The organism is Aliiroseovarius sp. ABM4_368 (assembly GCF_056161205.1).
In genome coordinates this window covers 118,645-135,236 of record NZ_JBSWYR010000006.1, presented here as the reverse complement: position 1 = coordinate 135,236, position 16,592 = coordinate 118,645, and the positions used below count along the sequence as shown (strand labels likewise).

Sequence of the window (16,592 nt, the reverse complement as noted above, 5' to 3'; positions counted from 1 at the left end):
TTACAACTTCGCAAGGCCACACGGCGCGCATAACGGCCAGACCCCTTACGAAGCGCTCAGAGACAAGCTACAATAAAGCGGCAAATGTCCTGACGGTCTGTCCAGTTTACAATCTGGATAAAGGGCTACACGGATCGGAAACAAATGCTAACGGCGTTGACATAGTTTAGAAATCAAAGGTGCTTCTTGGGGAGACGCTGCAGTGAGAAATGTGGTTTGGGTGAGTTCGGCCCGAAATACGGGGCAATATTCTAAGCGGCTGAGTTATGACCTGCTTGAGACCGATGAGGCGGCGGCTCTGGAAATTCTCAAACAATATGAACGCGGCATGGGGGTTGCGGAACAGGACCTGCCGAAGCGTCTCTACGATCCCAAAGGCAGGCCGGACGATGCGCCGGCCGAGGGGCATCTCGGCCATTTGATCATTTCCGACTACATCGTATTGTCAGACCATGTGGCAAACGTTCTGACGGAAATGGACTTCGGTGACGGCGGCTTGCATCATCTAGAAGGAATTTTCGCGGGGGATCGAAAAACCAAACTTCCCGGCGACTACTCGATTTTGGATATCGGTGCTCGCAAACCTGTCTTTTTACCCGAAGAAAGCCGGTCGGACCGAATTCGTCAGGTCGCGGACGGCATTCCACTATGGAATATCTATGCGCTTGATACCGGTGACGACGAGATCGCCGTAACGAAAGAGGCGCTTGTTGGGGCCGACATCTGGATCGATCCGACTGCCCCACAACAGTATTTTTTCAGCAGACGTTTTCACGATGCGCTCGTACGGAATGGATATCAGACCCTGTTCAGCCCAAAACGCTGCCTCGTGGTGTAAATGATTTCAACCTAACGGGAGCTTAGCAGATCAGGAACAACGCCCCAGCCACTGCTTGACATACTCGCGCTTTTGGCTGGGGCGTAGTGAGGAAGGCACCGAAAAGAGGCGCGCTGCTTCCCACAGACCAGGACATCCACCGGATCTTCGCGGTGGTGCGGGTCGGGTCGCAGAATCGTTTCGTTGGGCTCGTCCCAAACTTTCTTCGCACCGCAACGCGTGCCAAAACTCAACCGTTTGTGTAACCGCCGAAAACGACCGCTTCTGACAGCGTGTGATTTCCTGAAGCGGACACTGGCGCAGGCGCGGCGAAAGCCCGTTTCGCGGACAAACCGGACTTGTGCAGGTGCGGTAATTGCTGACGCAGCATTTGATTGCAGCGGCGGAGCATTGCTAGCCGCCTTGCAACCGATGTCACCCTACCGGTCATTTATAAGTAGTGAATTCTTTCGACAAAATGACTGCACTTTTGCAGCACTCCAGTCAGGTTATCAAAAAAGCGGGTACTCAAGACTTCTAAACGAACTACCTAGGTTCGCGGCGAACCGACATTGGTGTACCGACGCTGATGCCATTCAAATAGTACCGCCACTTGACTATAGCTCTCCCGCCCAAGGAGGATTGGCGCCAGCGCGAGTTACTGTCACGGCTGCGACTTTGGCGCCGTGCTCCAAGGCTTGCTTTAGGTCTTCGCGCTTTAAGTCCGCCAATCTAGGTTTTGTGAGCCTTCCGAGTTCCGACAGCTTAGCCAGAAAGCCAGCATTGAAGGTATCACCAGCGCCAACGGTGTCGATGACATCCGCACGCACTGCTTCGACATGAACCTCGTCGCCACTTGAAAGGAACCCGGTCGCGCCGTCGCCACCACGGGTCAGGATCACAATCGATGGTCCATTTCCGAGAAGCGTAGATACCTTTGCTGACAGGGGTAGCGGGGCGGGTAGCAGCCAATTCAGGTCTTCGTCAGAGACCTTTACAATGTCCGCCCGCGCGACCATGCGGTCCAGCCGGGCACGGTAGCGATTGATATCCTTTATGAAACCGGGACGAATATTAGGGTCGATCATGACCGCGCGTCCTCGCGCTTCGCACTCTAGCAACGCGGCATAGGTATCAGCGGCGGGCTCGCAAGCGAGGCTGATCCCGCCGAAAAACAGGGCCGAGATCTCGTGCGGTAGGCTTGGCATATCTTCGGGTTGCAACATGCGCCCGGCCGAGTATTCGTCGAAGAAGCTATAGGTGGCGTGGCCGTCCACAAGGCGCACGAAAGCCAAGGTTGTGGGCTTGTCAGATCGGATGGCCAGCGAGGTATCCACATGGCTGGCAGCAAGTGAATCCTTCAGCTGTTGCCCAAACATATCCGTCGACAACCCCGTCAGCATCCCCGTCTGTGCCCCCAGCCGTCCTAACGCAATCGCCGTGTTGAAGACCGCCCCACCGGAATGAGGTACAAACCCGTCCGGGCCCGCCGCCGTCGGGGTCGGGATCATGTCAATCAGGGCTTCGCCGCAGCAAAGGATCATGGCGGAGCCTTTCTTGTTATATCGTGATTGATGCAGGCAGCATGTGCTCTTCAAGCAGCCTTGCGTTCGGGATGTCATTTTCCATTGCCCGTCTTTCTGCCTGATCAAGCGATAGGCCGAAGTCAAGCCACCGTTGGACTAGCCTGCGCTGTAGAATCTCAAAGGGAACCTGCAATCGAACTGAGACGTCCCAGCATTGGGGCAGCTCATTCCAAATGGGCGCGTCGAGCAACAGATAGTTCCCTTCAACAATGACGCATTCGCAAGCGCTATTGATCATACCAGCGCCTGCCCGCGCAAAATCTTCGTCGCGATCAAAGGTGGGATAGAATAGCCGCTCGGCATAAGGCAGTGCTTGCGCCAAACGAAGCATCCCTTCGGCGTCGAAGGTTTCCGGAGCTCCTTTTCGCGCCAGCAATCCCAATGACGACAGTACTTGGTTGTCGAGGTGAAAGCCGTCCATCGGAACGACCGTCGAAGCACATACCTTGTCGCGCAACCGTTCGGCCAGCACCTTGGACAAGGTTGATTTCCCAGAGGCAGGCGGGCCTGCGATAGCGACGACTTTACGTCGGCCAGAGCGAGGCGCTGCCAGAACTCGATCCAGCAACGCCTCGGCCATTTCTTCAGGAGTGCTCATGCCACGTCCTGAGCAGGGGGCTCCTTTGCGCCGGTCATGAAGGCAACGGCGTCGGACATAGTGTAGTCCTTGGGATCAATGGTGCACAGTCGCTTGCCTAGGCGATGGATGTGGATGCGGTCCGCAACCTCAAACACATGGGGCATGTTGTGACTGATCAGGATGATCGGGATGCCACGGGCACGTACATCTTGGATCAGTTCCAACACCTTGCGGCTTTCCTTGACCCCCAAGGCCGCCGTCGGTTCATCCATGATGATGAACTTGGTCGCGAAAGCCGCAGCACGGGCCACAGCGACACCTTGGCGTTGACCACCCGACAGCGTCTCGACCGGCTGCTTGATGGACTGGACCGTCATCAGGCCCAGCTCGGTCAACTTGTCACGCGCGAATTTCTCCATCGCGGGCTTGTCGAGCATACGCAGATACTTGCCCATCCAGCCATCCTTGCGGATTTCGCGACCGGTGAACATGTTGTCGGCAATTGACAACGCTGGCGACAGGGCGAGGTTTTGATAAACGATCTCGATACCCATCTCCCGCGCCTCGATGGGCGAGTTAAACTTGACCGGTTTCCCCTCGATCAGGATTTCACCTTCATCGGGGATGGTGGCACCGCAGATCGCCTTAACGATCGAGGATTTACCGGCGCCGTTATCTCCGATCACTGCCAGGACTTCACCCGGGCGCAGTTCGAAATCGGAGTGGTCGATCGCAGTCACGTGGCCATAGCGCTTCACGATTCCGCGGGCTTGAACAACAGGAGTAGTCATTATGCCGATACCCTTCTGATCCATTGGTCGATAGCGACCGCTATGATGATTAGCCAACCGATGGCGAAGACCTGCCACAGCACGTCAACACCCGATAGGCGAAGACCCGAGCGGAAAACGCCTACGATCAAAGCGCCGAACAAGGCCCCCATGATCGACCCGCGCCCACCGAAAAGCGAGATGCCTCCGATAACCACAGCGGTGATCGAGTCGAGGTTGCCCTCATAAAAGGACTGCGGCGAGATCGAACCAACTCGGCCAATCGAAGCCCAACCTGCAAGCGCACAGACGAACCCGGCTAAACCATAAACGGACAGCAACGTGCGGTCGGTGCGGATGCCGGACATATCTGCGGCTTCCTTATCGTCGCCAATGGCATAGACATGGCGGCCCCAAGCGGTCTTGTTCAGCATGTACCAAAGCACGACAAACACGACGATCATCAAAAGCGCACTCAGGGTGATCCGTGCCCCGCCAATATTGAAGGTCGCGCCGAAGAACTTCAGGAACGGTGCCTCGGCGTCGATATCCTGTCCACGGATAGACTGAGCACCTGAAAGCCACAGAAGCAGCGCATAGAAGATGGACCACGTCCCTAGCGTGGTGATGAACGGGGGCAATTTGACCTTGGTGATGAACCAACCATTCATCACACCTGCGCCAACACCGCCAGCAAGGCCGATGATGATGGCAATGCCGGACGGCACTCCGGCAAAAACGGCCAAATTGCCCATGACAACCGACATCAGAACCATGATTGCAGCAACCGAAAGATCGATACCTGCGGTAAGGATGATCAGCGATTGTGCTGCCGCCAGAATGCCGATGATCGACACCTGTTGCAGGATCAGGCTGAGATTGAAGGCCGAAAAGAACTTGCCTCCTGCGATCAGTCCAAAGGCAATCAGGCTGATGATCAGAACGATTACAGGAACCAGTGTTGGGTTGTTATGAAGCAGGTGCTGAATGCGCTTCAGTAACGTGTGGTGTTTGACTTCAAATGACGCAACCTTGGTATCGCTTTGATCTAAGGTCTTTTCGAAGTCTTGCCCTTTTGGGGCTGATGTCGATGTATTGGACATGACTCTCTCCCTCTCTAGCGAGCGTAGCGGTAGCTGCAGATTTCGTCAAAGAAACGCGGAATAACGGCAGGGCGCACGCGCGCCCTGCCACAGAAGCTAGGTGATGATCAGCCCCAGCACTTTTCCAGGCCTTCGGCCGAAGTGATCGAAGGTACACCTTCGACAGGTGTATCGGTGATCAGCTCGACACCCGTGTTGTAGAAGTCCAGACCTTCGCTGTTCTGCGGCTTCTCACCAGTTTCCGCAAAAGCCTTGATTGCTTCGATACCTTTGGATGCCATCAGCAGGGGGAACTGCATCGAAGTGGCGCCAATCACGCCGCCCGCGATGTCCCGAACGCCGGGGCACCCACCGTCGACCGAAACGATCAGAACGCCTTCTTCCTTGCCGAAGGATTTCAACGCTTCGTATGCACCTGCGGCGGCTGGCTCGTTGATGGTGTAGACTAGATTGATGTCCGGATCGACCTGCAGCAGGTTCTCCATAGCGGTGCGGCCACCATCAGGCGACCCATCCGTCACGTCGTTGCCAACGATGCGCGGATCGTCTTCGTCACCAATGTCAGTTGGATCTTTAATGTCGATACCAAAGCCGTGCAGAAAGCCATTGTCGCGCTGGTAATCAACCGAGATTTCCGAGGCGTTCAGGTCCAGCAAGGCAATCTTAGCATCCGCCGCAGCGTCACCCATTTTCGCTTTGGCCCACTGACCAATCAAGACACCAGCCTTGAAGTTGTCTGTTGCGAAGGTCGCATCGGCGGCATCTGCGGGCTCGAATTGGGTATCCAGTGCAATGACAAGAGCGCCAGCTTCACGTGCCTGAGTGATTACCGGAACCAACGCACGGCTGTCGGTCGGGGTGATCAAGATGCCTTTGGCACCAGAAGCGATACAGGTCTCAACCGCAGCAACTTGGGTTTCAACGTCGCCATCATATTTACCGGCAAAGGTCGACAAGTTGATACCGTTCGCCGCGGCAGCTTCAGACGCGCCTTCTTTCATTTTCACAAAGAATGGGTTGGTGTCGGTCTTGGTGATCAGGCAAGCGTTGGTTTCAGCATATGCAGCGCCCGCCATTACAGTCATGGCCAGCGCCGAAGTGGTCATCAGAGTTTTCATGTTTTCCTCCCACGAGAAACGTTCTGCGTTCTGGACAGGGCTCCTCCCACCATCCAGGCCTGCCTTGTTCAAAACAGCAGGTCTAATCTAAAAAACCCTGATTCTGCTGGCCCTGTCAATTAGTAAGGAAACTTTACAAACTAAAAAAATTGGTTAACCGTTGAATCCAGAAGGTAGGCGGTTATGGTCCTCGGCATGGATGGAAACAGCATTAAAGGGCAAAGCGCCGGTGTGAATCAACGCGGCATCCGCGACTATAACGAGCGCTTGATTCTTACGGTTTTACAGCATCATCGCGCCGTGCCTGCGGCGGAACTGGCGCGGCGCACTGGCCTGTCCAAACCAACTGTGTCGACTATCCTTCGTAACCTTGAAGAAGATGGTCTGGTGCGGCGGTGTGATCCTGTTAGAGGGAAGGTTGGTAAACCGTCCATCCCGATCGAACTGGATCCCGACGGCGTGTTGTCCATTGGCCTCAAAATCGGACGCAGAAGTGCAGATCTTCTTTTGCTGGATTTCTTAGGGAATGTGCGTGGACAGCTTCATACCTCGTATGACTATCCCATGCCCGATGCAGTATTCGGTTTTCTGAATGAGGGGCTGGAAACGCTTCTGGGTACTCTTCCTTTGGAACTGCGATACCGCGTCTGCGGTATAGGAATTGGTACACCTTTTGAACTATGGAAGTGGCACGACCTTACTGGTCTGGCAGCCGAAAAGTTCCGCTCGTGGAAAGATATAGATTTCATGGCAGAGGTTGGGGCATTCAGCAGTCTGCCCGTCTTTGTCGTCAACGACGCCACGGCTGCCTGTCACGCAGAGCATCTGTATGGAGCTGGGCGAGAAATTCGTGACTACGCCTATTTCTTCATCGGATCCTTCATCGGAGGAGGCGTGGTCCTGAACGGAACTGTCTTTGAAGGCAACCGAGGCAACGCTGGCGCGCTAGGATCCATGCGAAGCACAGGTCCACTTGGCGAGGCGCAACAACTGATCGATGTCGCCTCGATACATCTCTTGGAGGTGCGGCTGATCGAATCCGGTATTGATCCGTCGCTGCTTTGGAAACAGCCTCAGGACTGGAACATTTTGTCGCGACATGTTGATCCATGGATCGGTCAGACCGCGCAGGAATTGGCGAAGGCATCATTGTCGATCTGCTCGGTCATTGATTTTGAAGCCATCCTTATCGACGGCGCTTTCCCAGCCGAAGTGCGTGACGAGTTGGTTGAGAGAACCCGGCGCTATCTGGTTAATCAAGACAAGCGCGGTCTGATCGAACCTCAAATCGAAGCTGGAAGCGTGGGTCATAACGCACGCGGGATTGGAGCAGCCAGCAACCCAATATTCTCGCATTTCCTACTAAACACAAACGCTGGCCTTTCCGGAATTTAATGTAGCGCGCGGTGTCCGTCGTCATATAAAATGGGACATCAGAGCGGCTTGAGCATCGGAGGCTCAGGCAAGACGTAAAAAGGTCGAGATGCTCATTGCTCAACTCAAACGTATGCTAGGCTGTGGAACGTCACGAACTCTTGACTCTTTTGCCAGCCAAAACTTCAGGAAACAAGAAAATAACATCATTCAAACCCGACCCAAATATCAAGTATTTCTGACCCAATACACAGAGCCGGAATTTGTTGAAACAGCGGCGAAGTTGTCGAAAGAGCCCAGCCTGTGAATTTGGATCCCTTGCCGCGCGCTCGCAGCAAGACAGTCTCTGCAGGTGCTCGGACAAGAACGCATCGCGACTGCGGAGATGGCCGCCAATCGTTCATGACGCAGCTAGAGTTTACAAAGCACTCACAGATCTCGGACGAAACAGCCGTTCGTCGTTTGATCCGGCACGGAAACAACGCGACCTCAGGCCGCCGAGTGCGCATGCAACACCGACGCGATCGGTTGGCTTCTGAAAACTGCCCCTGCCCGAGATGATACAATCTCATTGCCAGCCTGCTGCTGGTGACTGGGTTTGGGGGGATCGGAGGACAGATCATGCCAAGAACCCAATTTCCCGCAACAACCCCGAAACGCAGAGCCTGGAACAAGGCGTGGATCATCGGTCAAAAGCTTTGACGACGGACAGGCCGAGATTGAAGGAATTTTACCTGTAGGTTGGGCCAATGAGGACCGCTATGCCGCTGCTCAATGGAACGGGCCAGAAAGCTACTGCTAGAGTATGACCCGCGCCATGCGATGATTGGCTTAGGCGCGGGTCGGGTTGGAATCAGTCAGCACCGCGCACAGGAATCGTGACGTCAGGTTCGGGGTTGAAGACCTTTTGGATGAAGAAGACGGCGACTGCCCCGCCAACCCCGATCAAATCGGTGAAGATACCGCCTTCGATCATGAAGAGCGCAGCGATTATGAGAGCCATCCGTAAGAACCAAGCGCTGCGCTGCCCCATGAACCAGCCTTGAACGCCAGCCGATAGCAGGAACACACCGAAGACTGCTGTAAGACCTGCACGGAGAATTTCCACTGCCGTTCCGTCCATCAACAGGGCGCTGTTGTAAAAGAACATGAAGGGCACGATGAAGGCGGCGATGCCAATCTTGAACGACGCGACCGAGGTTTCCATCGGATTGGCCCCAGAGATCCCTGCCGCGGCGTAACTGGCCAAAGCCACGGGCGGCGTGATCGCGGATACAACGGCAAAATAAAAGACGAAGAAATGCGCGGTCAGCTGCGGGATGCCCAGCTGGATCAAGCCCGGAGCCACAACTGAGGCCGCGACGGCATAAGCCGCCGTTGTCGGCATGCCCATGCCCAGCAGGATCGCGATGCACATCGCAAAGAACAGCGCGAGGAACTGGCTCACACCGGCGAGGTCCAGCAGCACGGCAGAAAACCGTGCGCCGACGCCCGTGAGGCTGATGACGCCCACGATGATACCCGCACAGGCACATACCGCGATGATCTGGATCGACATGACACCGGCCAATTCGAAGGCCTTGAGGATCGACCGCAGGCCCATCCGGTGCGGCGTCAGCCACGACACGACTGCCGCTGCGACCGTGGCCAAGGTGCCTGCGCGGATGACCGAGTAGCCCATGAACAAGGCCACGATGAGGATGATGATCGGGATAAAAAGATAGGCCTGGCGGACGAGTTTCGCGAACTTCGGCAGCTCGTCTTCGCGCATGCCGCGCATGTTCAGCTTTGCGGCTTCGAAATCGACCATGAAGTAGATGGAGGCGAAGTACAGGATCGCGGGGATTACCGCAGCGATTGCGATGTCCTGATAGGGGATGCCCGTCACCTCGGCCATTATGAAGGCTCCAGCGCCCATGATTGGCGGCATGATTTGGCCGCCCGTCGAGGCCGCGGCCTCAATCGCGCCAGAGGTTTTCTTATGATATCCGACCTTTCGCATCAGCGGGATGGTGAGTGATCCGGTCGCAACCACGTTGCCGGCGGATGTGCCGTTGATCATACCCATCAGGCCAGAGGCAAAGATCGCGACCTTAGCAGGGCCACCGCGGGCACGTCCGGCGGCGGCGAAGGCGAAGTTCACGAAATAATCGCCGACTTTGGAGGCCTGAAGGAAGGCGGCGAAGATGATGAACAGGATGATGTAGGTCGACGACACCGCCGTTGTCGGCCCAAGTATGCCTGCATCCGAGTAGACGTGGCCAAAGAACCGCTGCCAACTATAGGCGCTTTGCACGGCCAGAATACCGGGCAACAGGTGGGCGGTGAAAGTGTAGAGGAGGAAGATGCCGGTGATGACAACAAGGGCAAGGCCTGCCACGCGGCGGGTCAATTCCATGATCATCGCCGCACCGGCAGTTGCCGCGAAGGCCACGCCAATGGGTACGAATGGCGTGCCGACCGAATTGCGGGCTGCTGTGCCGTAGATCGCCACAAGGTAGATCGCTACGACAACACCGCAGAGCGCCAGAACAACGTCAGAGGCCGCAAACAGCTCGCGCCCGCGGCGTTCAACCCATCCCATGATGATCGCTCCAAAGGTAGCGATGAGCAGGGGGATACCGAACCAACGGACTTCAGCATCGTAAATCTCTGTGCCGGGGAACGCGCCCCAAGTTGTCAGCCCGCCCATTTCGGGGAGGGTGCCTGAATTGATCGTGTTGGCAAAACCAACCGCTGTGACGCCGGCAACCAGTGCAGGAATTGCGAGGGCGAGGGCCACCAAAGACACGACTGGGGGTTGGCTGTAGCTTTTGTCTGGGTGGAACCTGTGCGCTGAAAACAGCAGAAACCCAAGAGCCAGTGCCCCACTGATATGAACGATGCGGAAGTTCCATGTCTCTAGAGGGAATTGTGGCAGCAGCGGAATTTCGATTCCCGTCCAGTCGGAAATCGACACGCCGTTCAGGGCGATCATGTGAAAGAGCGCGTAAAATGTCGAGAGGGCCGCGACAAACAGGTAGCCTTTGCCCGCGAACAGGCGGCGATTGCCTTCAATTGGTTCTTCGTCCACGCCTTCGGCCAAGACCGCCGTGCGATCCTCCGATTCCATGGAGCCTGCGATATCGTTGGTGCTTTTCTGCTCTGCCATGGTTCCCCCCATCGGCCCACATCGCCTGTGTCTGGCCGTTATGACGAGGGTTTCGGCCGACCGGAACCATCATCAGCAGCCGTCAGGCATTGATCGTCTTTCAATAACGACGCATCGGCCAGCACTGTGCCAGCCGATGCGCAACCGTTGTGGCTTATTTGCCGTGGATCATGTCAGCGGGAATTTCCGCGCCAGCGTTCTCGGTGAACCAGCGTGCGGCACCGGGGTGCCATGCCATCACAGTGTTACGATCCCAGAACTCGGGAAGAGAGGACCGTGCAGCTCGGTGTGCATTCACCATACGCTCGTTGTCGGACATTACGGCGTTGACGGCCTCATAAACGAAAGACTCGGGCAGATCGCAGTTTGCAACAGCGAAGTTCCACATTGATACCGAACGCGCAGGTGCGTCGAGCGAGGTGTAGCTGTCAGCTGCGATGTCGAACGGCGCCACGGGGAAGGCCTCTGCGATCTGTGCCTGCTCTTCTTCAGTGAACTCAATAATGTTCACATCGACCTGTGCCTCAAGCTGAGACACGGCGGGAACCGGAACACCAGCTGCGAAGGCGATTACATCCAGTAGGCCATCCTGAAGTTGACCGCCGAGGTCGGACCAGCCGCCGTTGCGACGCTCAAACTCAACACCTAGTTCTTCCATCATGCGAGGGAAGTAAGTGTCGGAGGTGGAGCCTGCAGGGCCGAAGCCGATCCGAGCACCAGCAGGAATTTCCGAGACGGATGTGATCCCAGAAGACGACAGCGTCGTGATCGAGAAGGGTGTCTGATACATCGGGAACATCGCGCAGGCATTGTTCATCTGTAGGCCGGGTGCAATTGGGTTGCTTCCGGCGATGGATTCAGCAGCCGGACCCATGGTCGTCATGCCAAAGGGCAGATCGCCAGTGTGGACGAGTGCCATGTTCTGCATTGGGCCACCGGTGACTTCTGCGCTGCCGGAAACACCGAGCGCTTCTGCAACGATACCTGCCCAGCCAGAGCCGTAACCGAAATAGGTGCCGCCCTGAGAACCGGTTCCGACAGTGAAGCTCTCAGGCCAACCCGTTTTGTCGACGTGGTCGTCTGCAACTGCTGCACCTGTGGTTAGTGCTGTTGTCACAAATACGGCCGAGAGCCTCTTGATAGCTTTAAATTGCATAGTGTCCTCCTTGTTGTTTTGCCGTCATCAAACAACGCAGTCTCCTATCCGCGTTGTGCGGCATGCGCCCGACGAGGCACGATAATAACGACGCTACAGCCAATAAATTTATGAACTCAAGAAAAAAACGAACTGAGTGTGACACCCTTAAATATACAAAAAATGTGAATAATCATCAAGCGGTCCGGGACAGTGCCCTCACATTGGCGTCGAGCACGTCCAAGAACGCATCACGTGCTGTGTGCCGCGTGTCCCTTAGCCAAACTACCGACAAGGCGAGTTTATCGCGGGCGACGCCAGGCGGGATCGACAGTGGAACAAAACGCACGCCCCCAACAGCAAGGCGCGAAGCCCATTTTGGCACGATTGCCAAACCGACTCCGGTCGATACCAAGCTGACGATAGTCTGCTTCTCTTCTGCAATCTGAGCTACTCTCGCCGTAAAGCCTGAATCCAGAAACAGTTTCATGGTCAGGTCATGGCTATGGGGCCGCGAGCGTCGCTCGGGCACGATCAGCGGCTCATCCGCCATGTCAGCTATAGTGATCTCGGATTTTGTTGCTAGTTCGTGCTGTTCGGGCAAGGCAACAACTGCGGTTTCGTTAAACAGAGAGCGGAAGATCAACCTTGAATCCGTCACTTCAGGGGGCCGGACTATGGCTGCATCCAGTCGACCTGAAAGAACACGAGGCAACAGTCGAATGGTCTTCTGTTCTAGCAATTCGATATCAACTTTGGGATGAAGCTCGCGAAACTTCGGCAGAAATTGCGGCATCAATCCGGCGGCCGCGCTGTCAATGGCCCCGATGCGCAAGACCGGCAATTGATCGTGTTGGCCTTCTCGAAACTCGGCTTCGAGCCGGTCTGCGCGCTCTACGATGTCGCGAGCCGACTCGACAAAATCACGCCCTGTATCTGTCAGTGATACGTGCCTCGTGGTGCGCACCAGCAACCGGCTGCCAAGCCGCTCTTCCAACAATTTGATCTGTCGCCCGAACGAGGCCGGCAGCATATCCATCTGCTGAGCCGCCTTCCCAAAATGCAAAGTGTCAGCCACGGCAATCAAACAGCGGAGTTGGCGGAGTTCCATGAAACAGCTCATTATTGCGAAAAATTATATGATAAATGCATTCTTGCGGGCCGACGGTCAAGTTGAGACAGTCTGGAACGAACGTTAAGTCGGTTTGCTTGTGAAAATTTGCAGGCGGGACCTATCAATGCTGGGAATATATCATGCGTACCTACAAAATCGCCGCCATTCCTGCCGACGGAATCGGCCCGGAAGTGATCGAAGCTGGACTTAAGGTGCTGTCGACTCTGGAAAAGCGCGATGGAACCATCAAGTTCGACGTCACAACCTTTGACTGGGGCTCAGACTATTACAAGAAGAACGGCGCCATGATGCCAGAAGACGGGCTTGAGCAACTGAAGCCGTTTGATGCGATCTATTTTGGTGCCGTTGGCGCTGCGGACGTGCCGGACCATATTACTTTGTGGGGCCTACGCCTGCCGATCTGTCAGGGCTTTGACCAATATGCCAACGTGCGCCCAACCAAGATCATTCCCGGCGTTTCGTCGCCACTGCGCGATGTGGGTGTGGGCGATCTGGATTGGGTGATCGTGCGTGAGAATTCCGAGGGGGAGTATTCCGGCCACGGCGGGCGTGCGCACAAAGGCTTGCCCGAAGAAGTTGGTACCGAAGTGTCCATTTTCACTCGCGTCGGTGTAACCCGCATCATGCGCTATGCATTCGGACTTGCACAATCGCGTCCACGAAAAAAACTCACGGTTGTAACCAAGTCCAATGCGCAACGTTTTGGCATGGTAATGTGGGATGAAATCGCGGCCGAGGTTGCAAAAGAGTTTCCGGACGTCTCGTGGGATAAGATGCTTGTCGATGCGATGACAGTTCGAATGGTCAAAGATCCGAATTCAATCGATACGGTCGTGGCAACCAACCTGCACGCGGACATCCTGTCGGACCTTGCAGGAGCTCTGTCAGGGTCTTTGGGCGTCGCGCCGACCGCCAACATCGATCCGGAAAAGCGTTTCCCGTCTATGTTCGAACCTATCCATGGGTCAGCGTTTGACATCACCGGCAAGGGCATCGCCAACCCCGTCGCAACTTTCTGGACTGCCAGCCAGATGCTTGAACACCTTGGCGAACACGATGCGTCCGACCGCCTGATGCGCGCGGTTGAAAAGGTTTGCGCAGATGGCATCGTTACTCCGGACGTGGGCGGGACAGCTACGACCCGTGAAGTCACCGATGCGGTCTGCGAGGCAATCCGCGGCGAAAACATTTAGTCAGAGCTTGGTGTGATGAGCGTTTCTGATCCGCAGCTCTTGCTTCGCCGCATGCTTGACGCAGCAATCTCGGCGGCGGATCCGGCAAAGGTTCTCGCGCAGCACTTGCCAGAAAAGCCGACGCGACGCTGCATCGTTGTGGGTGCCGGCAAGGCTGCCGCAAGTATGGCGCGCGCCGTGGAAGTGGCTTGGCCTGATGTTGACCTCTCAGGTGTTGTCGTCACGCGCTATGGCCATGCGACGGCTACAGACAGGATCACAGTACGGGAAGCATCACACCCGGTGCCAGATGAGGCCGGCCTCTCGGCGGCCCGTGAAATACTGGAGGCGGCCCAGCAGGCACGAGAAGGGGATTTGGTGCTGGCTCTCATCTCCGGGGGGGGCTCCGCGCTGATGCCGATGCCCCGACCGCCTCTCACCATCGACGACGAAGTCGCGGTGAACAAAACGTTGTTGCGGTCTGGCTTAACGATTGACGATATGAACCGAGTGCGACGCCGCCTATCGCTGATAAAGGGGGGCGGCCTTGCCGAAGCGGCCCATCCGGCGAAAATCGTTACATTGGCAATATCGGACGTTCCTGGAGACAACCCTGAGGCCATTGCGTCTGGGCCGACAGTCCCGGATCCAACGGCCGGGGATGACCTGACCGCCATTGTTGAACGCCTTGGCCAAACCATTCCGGCAGCGGCAAGGCGCATACTCCTCGCCGAGCCAGGACCTGCGCCGCATTTTGACGCGGATTTCCGGCTCATAGCAGTTCCACAAATAGCGCTGGAGGCTGCCGCACAAGTCGCGCGAGACGCCGATATCTCGCCTGTACTTCTAGGCGATGCGCTGGAAGGTGAAGCACGCGAGCTCGGCACCGTGATGGCCGGCATCGCAAAGGCTATTCGAACGCACGGAACGCCGTTGAAAGCGCCCGCGATCTTGATCTCCGGAGGCGAAACCACCGTTACGATTGGAACAGATCACCACGGCAAGGGCGGGCGAAACACAGAGTTCCTCCTTGGGCTCGTGCTTGCGCTTTCCTCATGTGAGGATATCTATGCAATCGCTGCCGACACTGACGGGATCGACGGAAACGAAGACGCGGCCGGGGCCATCATTGGTCCGGACTGCCTGGTCAAGGCCCGCGGCGCAGGACTTGATCCTGAAGACTACCTGTTGTCACACGATAGCTACACATTCTTTCGAAAACTGGATTCTCTTCTTCACACTGGGCCGACGCTCACCAATGTGAATGATTTCCGAGCTGTCCTTGTTATCTGAAATGAGCTGTTCCTCTGGGTGTTGTTCCACCCTTCGAAAAATACCCTTTGTAAATTGGAGATGGAGGACTTGTGGGCCGCTTCGGGAAAAATTTTACAGACAATCAGAGCACAGATACTGACCTGCGCCCCTGAATCTCCTCCAGTTTTGTGTAGAGTCCGCCCAACTGAAGGACGGATAAATGAAGACGAGATTCACCGACGAGCAGATCATCCAGATGATGAATGAGCAGGAAGCTGGCGAGCAGACAGCTGGCGTATGCAGGCGCTATGGGATTAGCCAGGGCACGTTCTATAAATACAGATCCAAACATGGCGGGATGGAGCCGTCAAATGCCAAGAGGTTGCGAGCGCTTGAGACTGAGAATGCCAAGCTCAAGAAGCTGTTGGCATAACAGATGTTTGAGGTGCATCTAGTTTTCTAGACACCTGCCTTTTCCAGTTTGACCTGTCTTTTTCGAAGTCTACCATTGTCTGCAACACATGCAAAGCGCGTGTGAAAGGGGGCGACAGCATGCCGTTGTTCGTGTGCTTGCGTTTTGGGTTGTAGAACAGCTCGATGTACTCAAACATATCTCGCCGGGCTTCTTCGCGCGTCCGGTATTTCCGGCGTCGAACTTTCTCCCGCTTTTAGAAGCTGAAAGAAGCTCTCGGCCACGGCATTATCATGGCAATTTCCCCGGCGGCTCGTGGAATGTTCCAATCCATATTCACGTAGGAAGGCAGCCCATTCACGGCTTGTGAAGTGGGCACTTTGGTTGGAGTGGATCAGCAGACCAGGTCCGGGCGTTCTAGGCCAAGTCGTCATCAGCAAAGCCTTCACAGCAAGTTCTAATGTCTGGCGAGACTGGACCGCCCACCCAACAAAACGCCGCGAGAACAGATCAATGACCACGCAGAGATACGCGAAGCCCTCATGCGCCCGTAGATAGGTGATATCTGTCACCCAAGCGCGATCCGGGGCATCGGCCGTGAATTGTCGATCCAGCGTGTTGTCGACCACGACGGATGGCTTGCCGCCGTACACTTCGGGCTTCTTCTTGTTGCCAATCTGCGCCTGAATGCCTGCAAGGCGGGCCAAACGGGCAACGCGTATCTCTGACACTGCCTCGCCAATATCGATCAGGTCGTCATAGATTTTGCGGTAGCCGTAAATCTTGCCACTGTCTTTCCACGCGTCTTTGACCTTAGCCACTGCGTTGATCTTGAACTCATCTGGCTAGCGAATTTGCTCTAACATTTGCGCCGTAAGGGTATTTCCACTGGCATCGCCGCAATCGGTTCGGGCGCGCCTTTCTTTGGACCGGGATGGTCCCAAATTTAATACGCCCAATCAGATGAAGGGTTTTGCGTATTCCA

At 55.9% G+C, this 16,592-nt stretch carries 12 protein-coding genes and 2 pseudogenes; 5 read left to right on the top strand and 9 right to left on the bottom strand.

From position 1 onward, the window contains the following. Nucleotides 1–202 precede the first annotated feature (202 nt). Nucleotides 203–838: a hypothetical protein gene (locus tag ACXAH3_RS15595; protein WP_474863087.1), complete on the top strand. Its 636-nt coding sequence runs from the start codon at nucleotides 203–205 to the stop codon at nucleotides 836–838. Nucleotides 839–1,434: 596 nt separating this feature from the next. Here ACXAH3_RS15595 and ACXAH3_RS15590 read toward each other — a convergent pair. From ACXAH3_RS15590 to ACXAH3_RS15570, 5 genes are all read right to left on the bottom strand, one after another. Continuing rightward, the gene (locus ACXAH3_RS15590; RefSeq protein WP_474863085.1) at nucleotides 1,435–2,361 is read right to left on the bottom strand and encodes a carbohydrate kinase family protein; all 927 of its coding nucleotides are present in this window, start codon (nucleotides 2,359–2,361) and stop codon (nucleotides 1,435–1,437) included. A 16-nt stretch (nucleotides 2,362–2,377) separates the two neighbouring features. Continuing rightward, the gene (locus ACXAH3_RS15585; RefSeq protein WP_474863084.1) at nucleotides 2,378–3,001 is read right to left on the bottom strand and encodes an AAA family ATPase; all 624 of its coding nucleotides are present in this window, start codon (nucleotides 2,999–3,001) and stop codon (nucleotides 2,378–2,380) included. Beyond that, complete coding sequence (locus tag ACXAH3_RS15580) at nucleotides 2,998–3,798, bottom strand: ATP-binding cassette domain-containing protein (protein WP_474863083.1); 801 nt, start codon at nucleotides 3,796–3,798, stop codon at nucleotides 2,998–3,000. The genes ACXAH3_RS15585 and ACXAH3_RS15580 overlap by 4 nt, the downstream gene beginning before the upstream one ends. Then, nucleotides 3,774–4,856: an ABC transporter permease gene (locus ACXAH3_RS15575; protein WP_474863081.1), complete on the bottom strand. Its 1,083-nt coding sequence runs from the start codon at nucleotides 4,854–4,856 to the stop codon at nucleotides 3,774–3,776. Before ACXAH3_RS15575 ends, ACXAH3_RS15580 begins: the two co-directional genes overlap by 25 nt. A gap of 107 nt (nucleotides 4,857–4,963) precedes the next feature. Next, on the bottom strand, nucleotides 4,964–5,974 hold the full coding sequence (locus tag ACXAH3_RS15570) for a substrate-binding domain-containing protein (protein WP_474863079.1): 1,011 nt from the start codon (nucleotides 5,972–5,974) through the stop codon (nucleotides 4,964–4,966). A gap of 195 nt (nucleotides 5,975–6,169) precedes the next feature. Here ACXAH3_RS15570 and ACXAH3_RS15565 point away from each other — a divergent pair, with 195 nt between their 5' ends. Continuing rightward, nucleotides 6,170–7,369: an ROK family transcriptional regulator gene (locus ACXAH3_RS15565; RefSeq protein WP_474863097.1), complete on the top strand. Its 1,200-nt coding sequence runs from the start codon at nucleotides 6,170–6,172 to the stop codon at nucleotides 7,367–7,369. An 832-nt stretch (nucleotides 7,370–8,201) separates the two neighbouring features. On the opposite strand, the gene ACXAH3_RS15560 is transcribed toward ACXAH3_RS15565, so the two are convergent. From ACXAH3_RS15560 to ACXAH3_RS15550, 3 genes are all read right to left on the bottom strand, one after another. After that, on the bottom strand, nucleotides 8,202–10,499 hold the full coding sequence (locus ACXAH3_RS15560; RefSeq protein ID WP_474863077.1) for a TRAP transporter permease: 2,298 nt from the start codon (nucleotides 10,497–10,499) through the stop codon (nucleotides 8,202–8,204). Nucleotides 10,500–10,653: 154 nt separating this feature from the next. After that, nucleotides 10,654–11,655: a TAXI family TRAP transporter solute-binding subunit gene (locus tag ACXAH3_RS15555; RefSeq protein ID WP_474863075.1), complete on the bottom strand. Its 1,002-nt coding sequence runs from the start codon at nucleotides 11,653–11,655 to the stop codon at nucleotides 10,654–10,656. 175 nt (nucleotides 11,656–11,830) lie between these two features. Further along, on the bottom strand, nucleotides 11,831–12,745 hold the full coding sequence (locus ACXAH3_RS15550) for a LysR family transcriptional regulator (protein WP_474863073.1): 915 nt from the start codon (nucleotides 12,743–12,745) through the stop codon (nucleotides 11,831–11,833). 143 nt (nucleotides 12,746–12,888) lie between these two features. Between ACXAH3_RS15550 and ACXAH3_RS15545 the strand changes: the two genes are divergently transcribed. From ACXAH3_RS15545 to ACXAH3_RS15535, 3 genes and pseudogenes are all read left to right on the top strand, one after another. Continuing rightward, complete coding sequence (locus ACXAH3_RS15545; protein ID WP_474863071.1) at nucleotides 12,889–13,962, top strand: tartrate dehydrogenase; 1,074 nt, start codon at nucleotides 12,889–12,891, stop codon at nucleotides 13,960–13,962. Between the two features lie 15 nt (nucleotides 13,963–13,977). Beyond that, nucleotides 13,978–15,234 carry a glycerate kinase type-2 family protein gene (locus ACXAH3_RS15540; protein WP_474863069.1) on the top strand — a complete coding sequence of 419 codons (1,257 nt, stop codon included), beginning with the start codon at nucleotides 13,978–13,980 and terminating at the stop codon, nucleotides 15,232–15,234. Nucleotides 15,235–15,415: 181 nt separating this feature from the next. Continuing rightward, nucleotides 15,416–15,625: pseudogene (locus ACXAH3_RS15535) on the top strand (transposase); the annotation flags it as partial. 112 nt (nucleotides 15,626–15,737) lie between these two features. Here the strand turns inward: ACXAH3_RS15535 and ACXAH3_RS15530 are convergent. Further along, a pseudogene (locus ACXAH3_RS15530) lies at nucleotides 15,738–16,419 on the bottom strand (IS3 family transposase); the annotation flags it as partial. Nucleotides 16,420–16,592 lie beyond the last annotated feature (173 nt).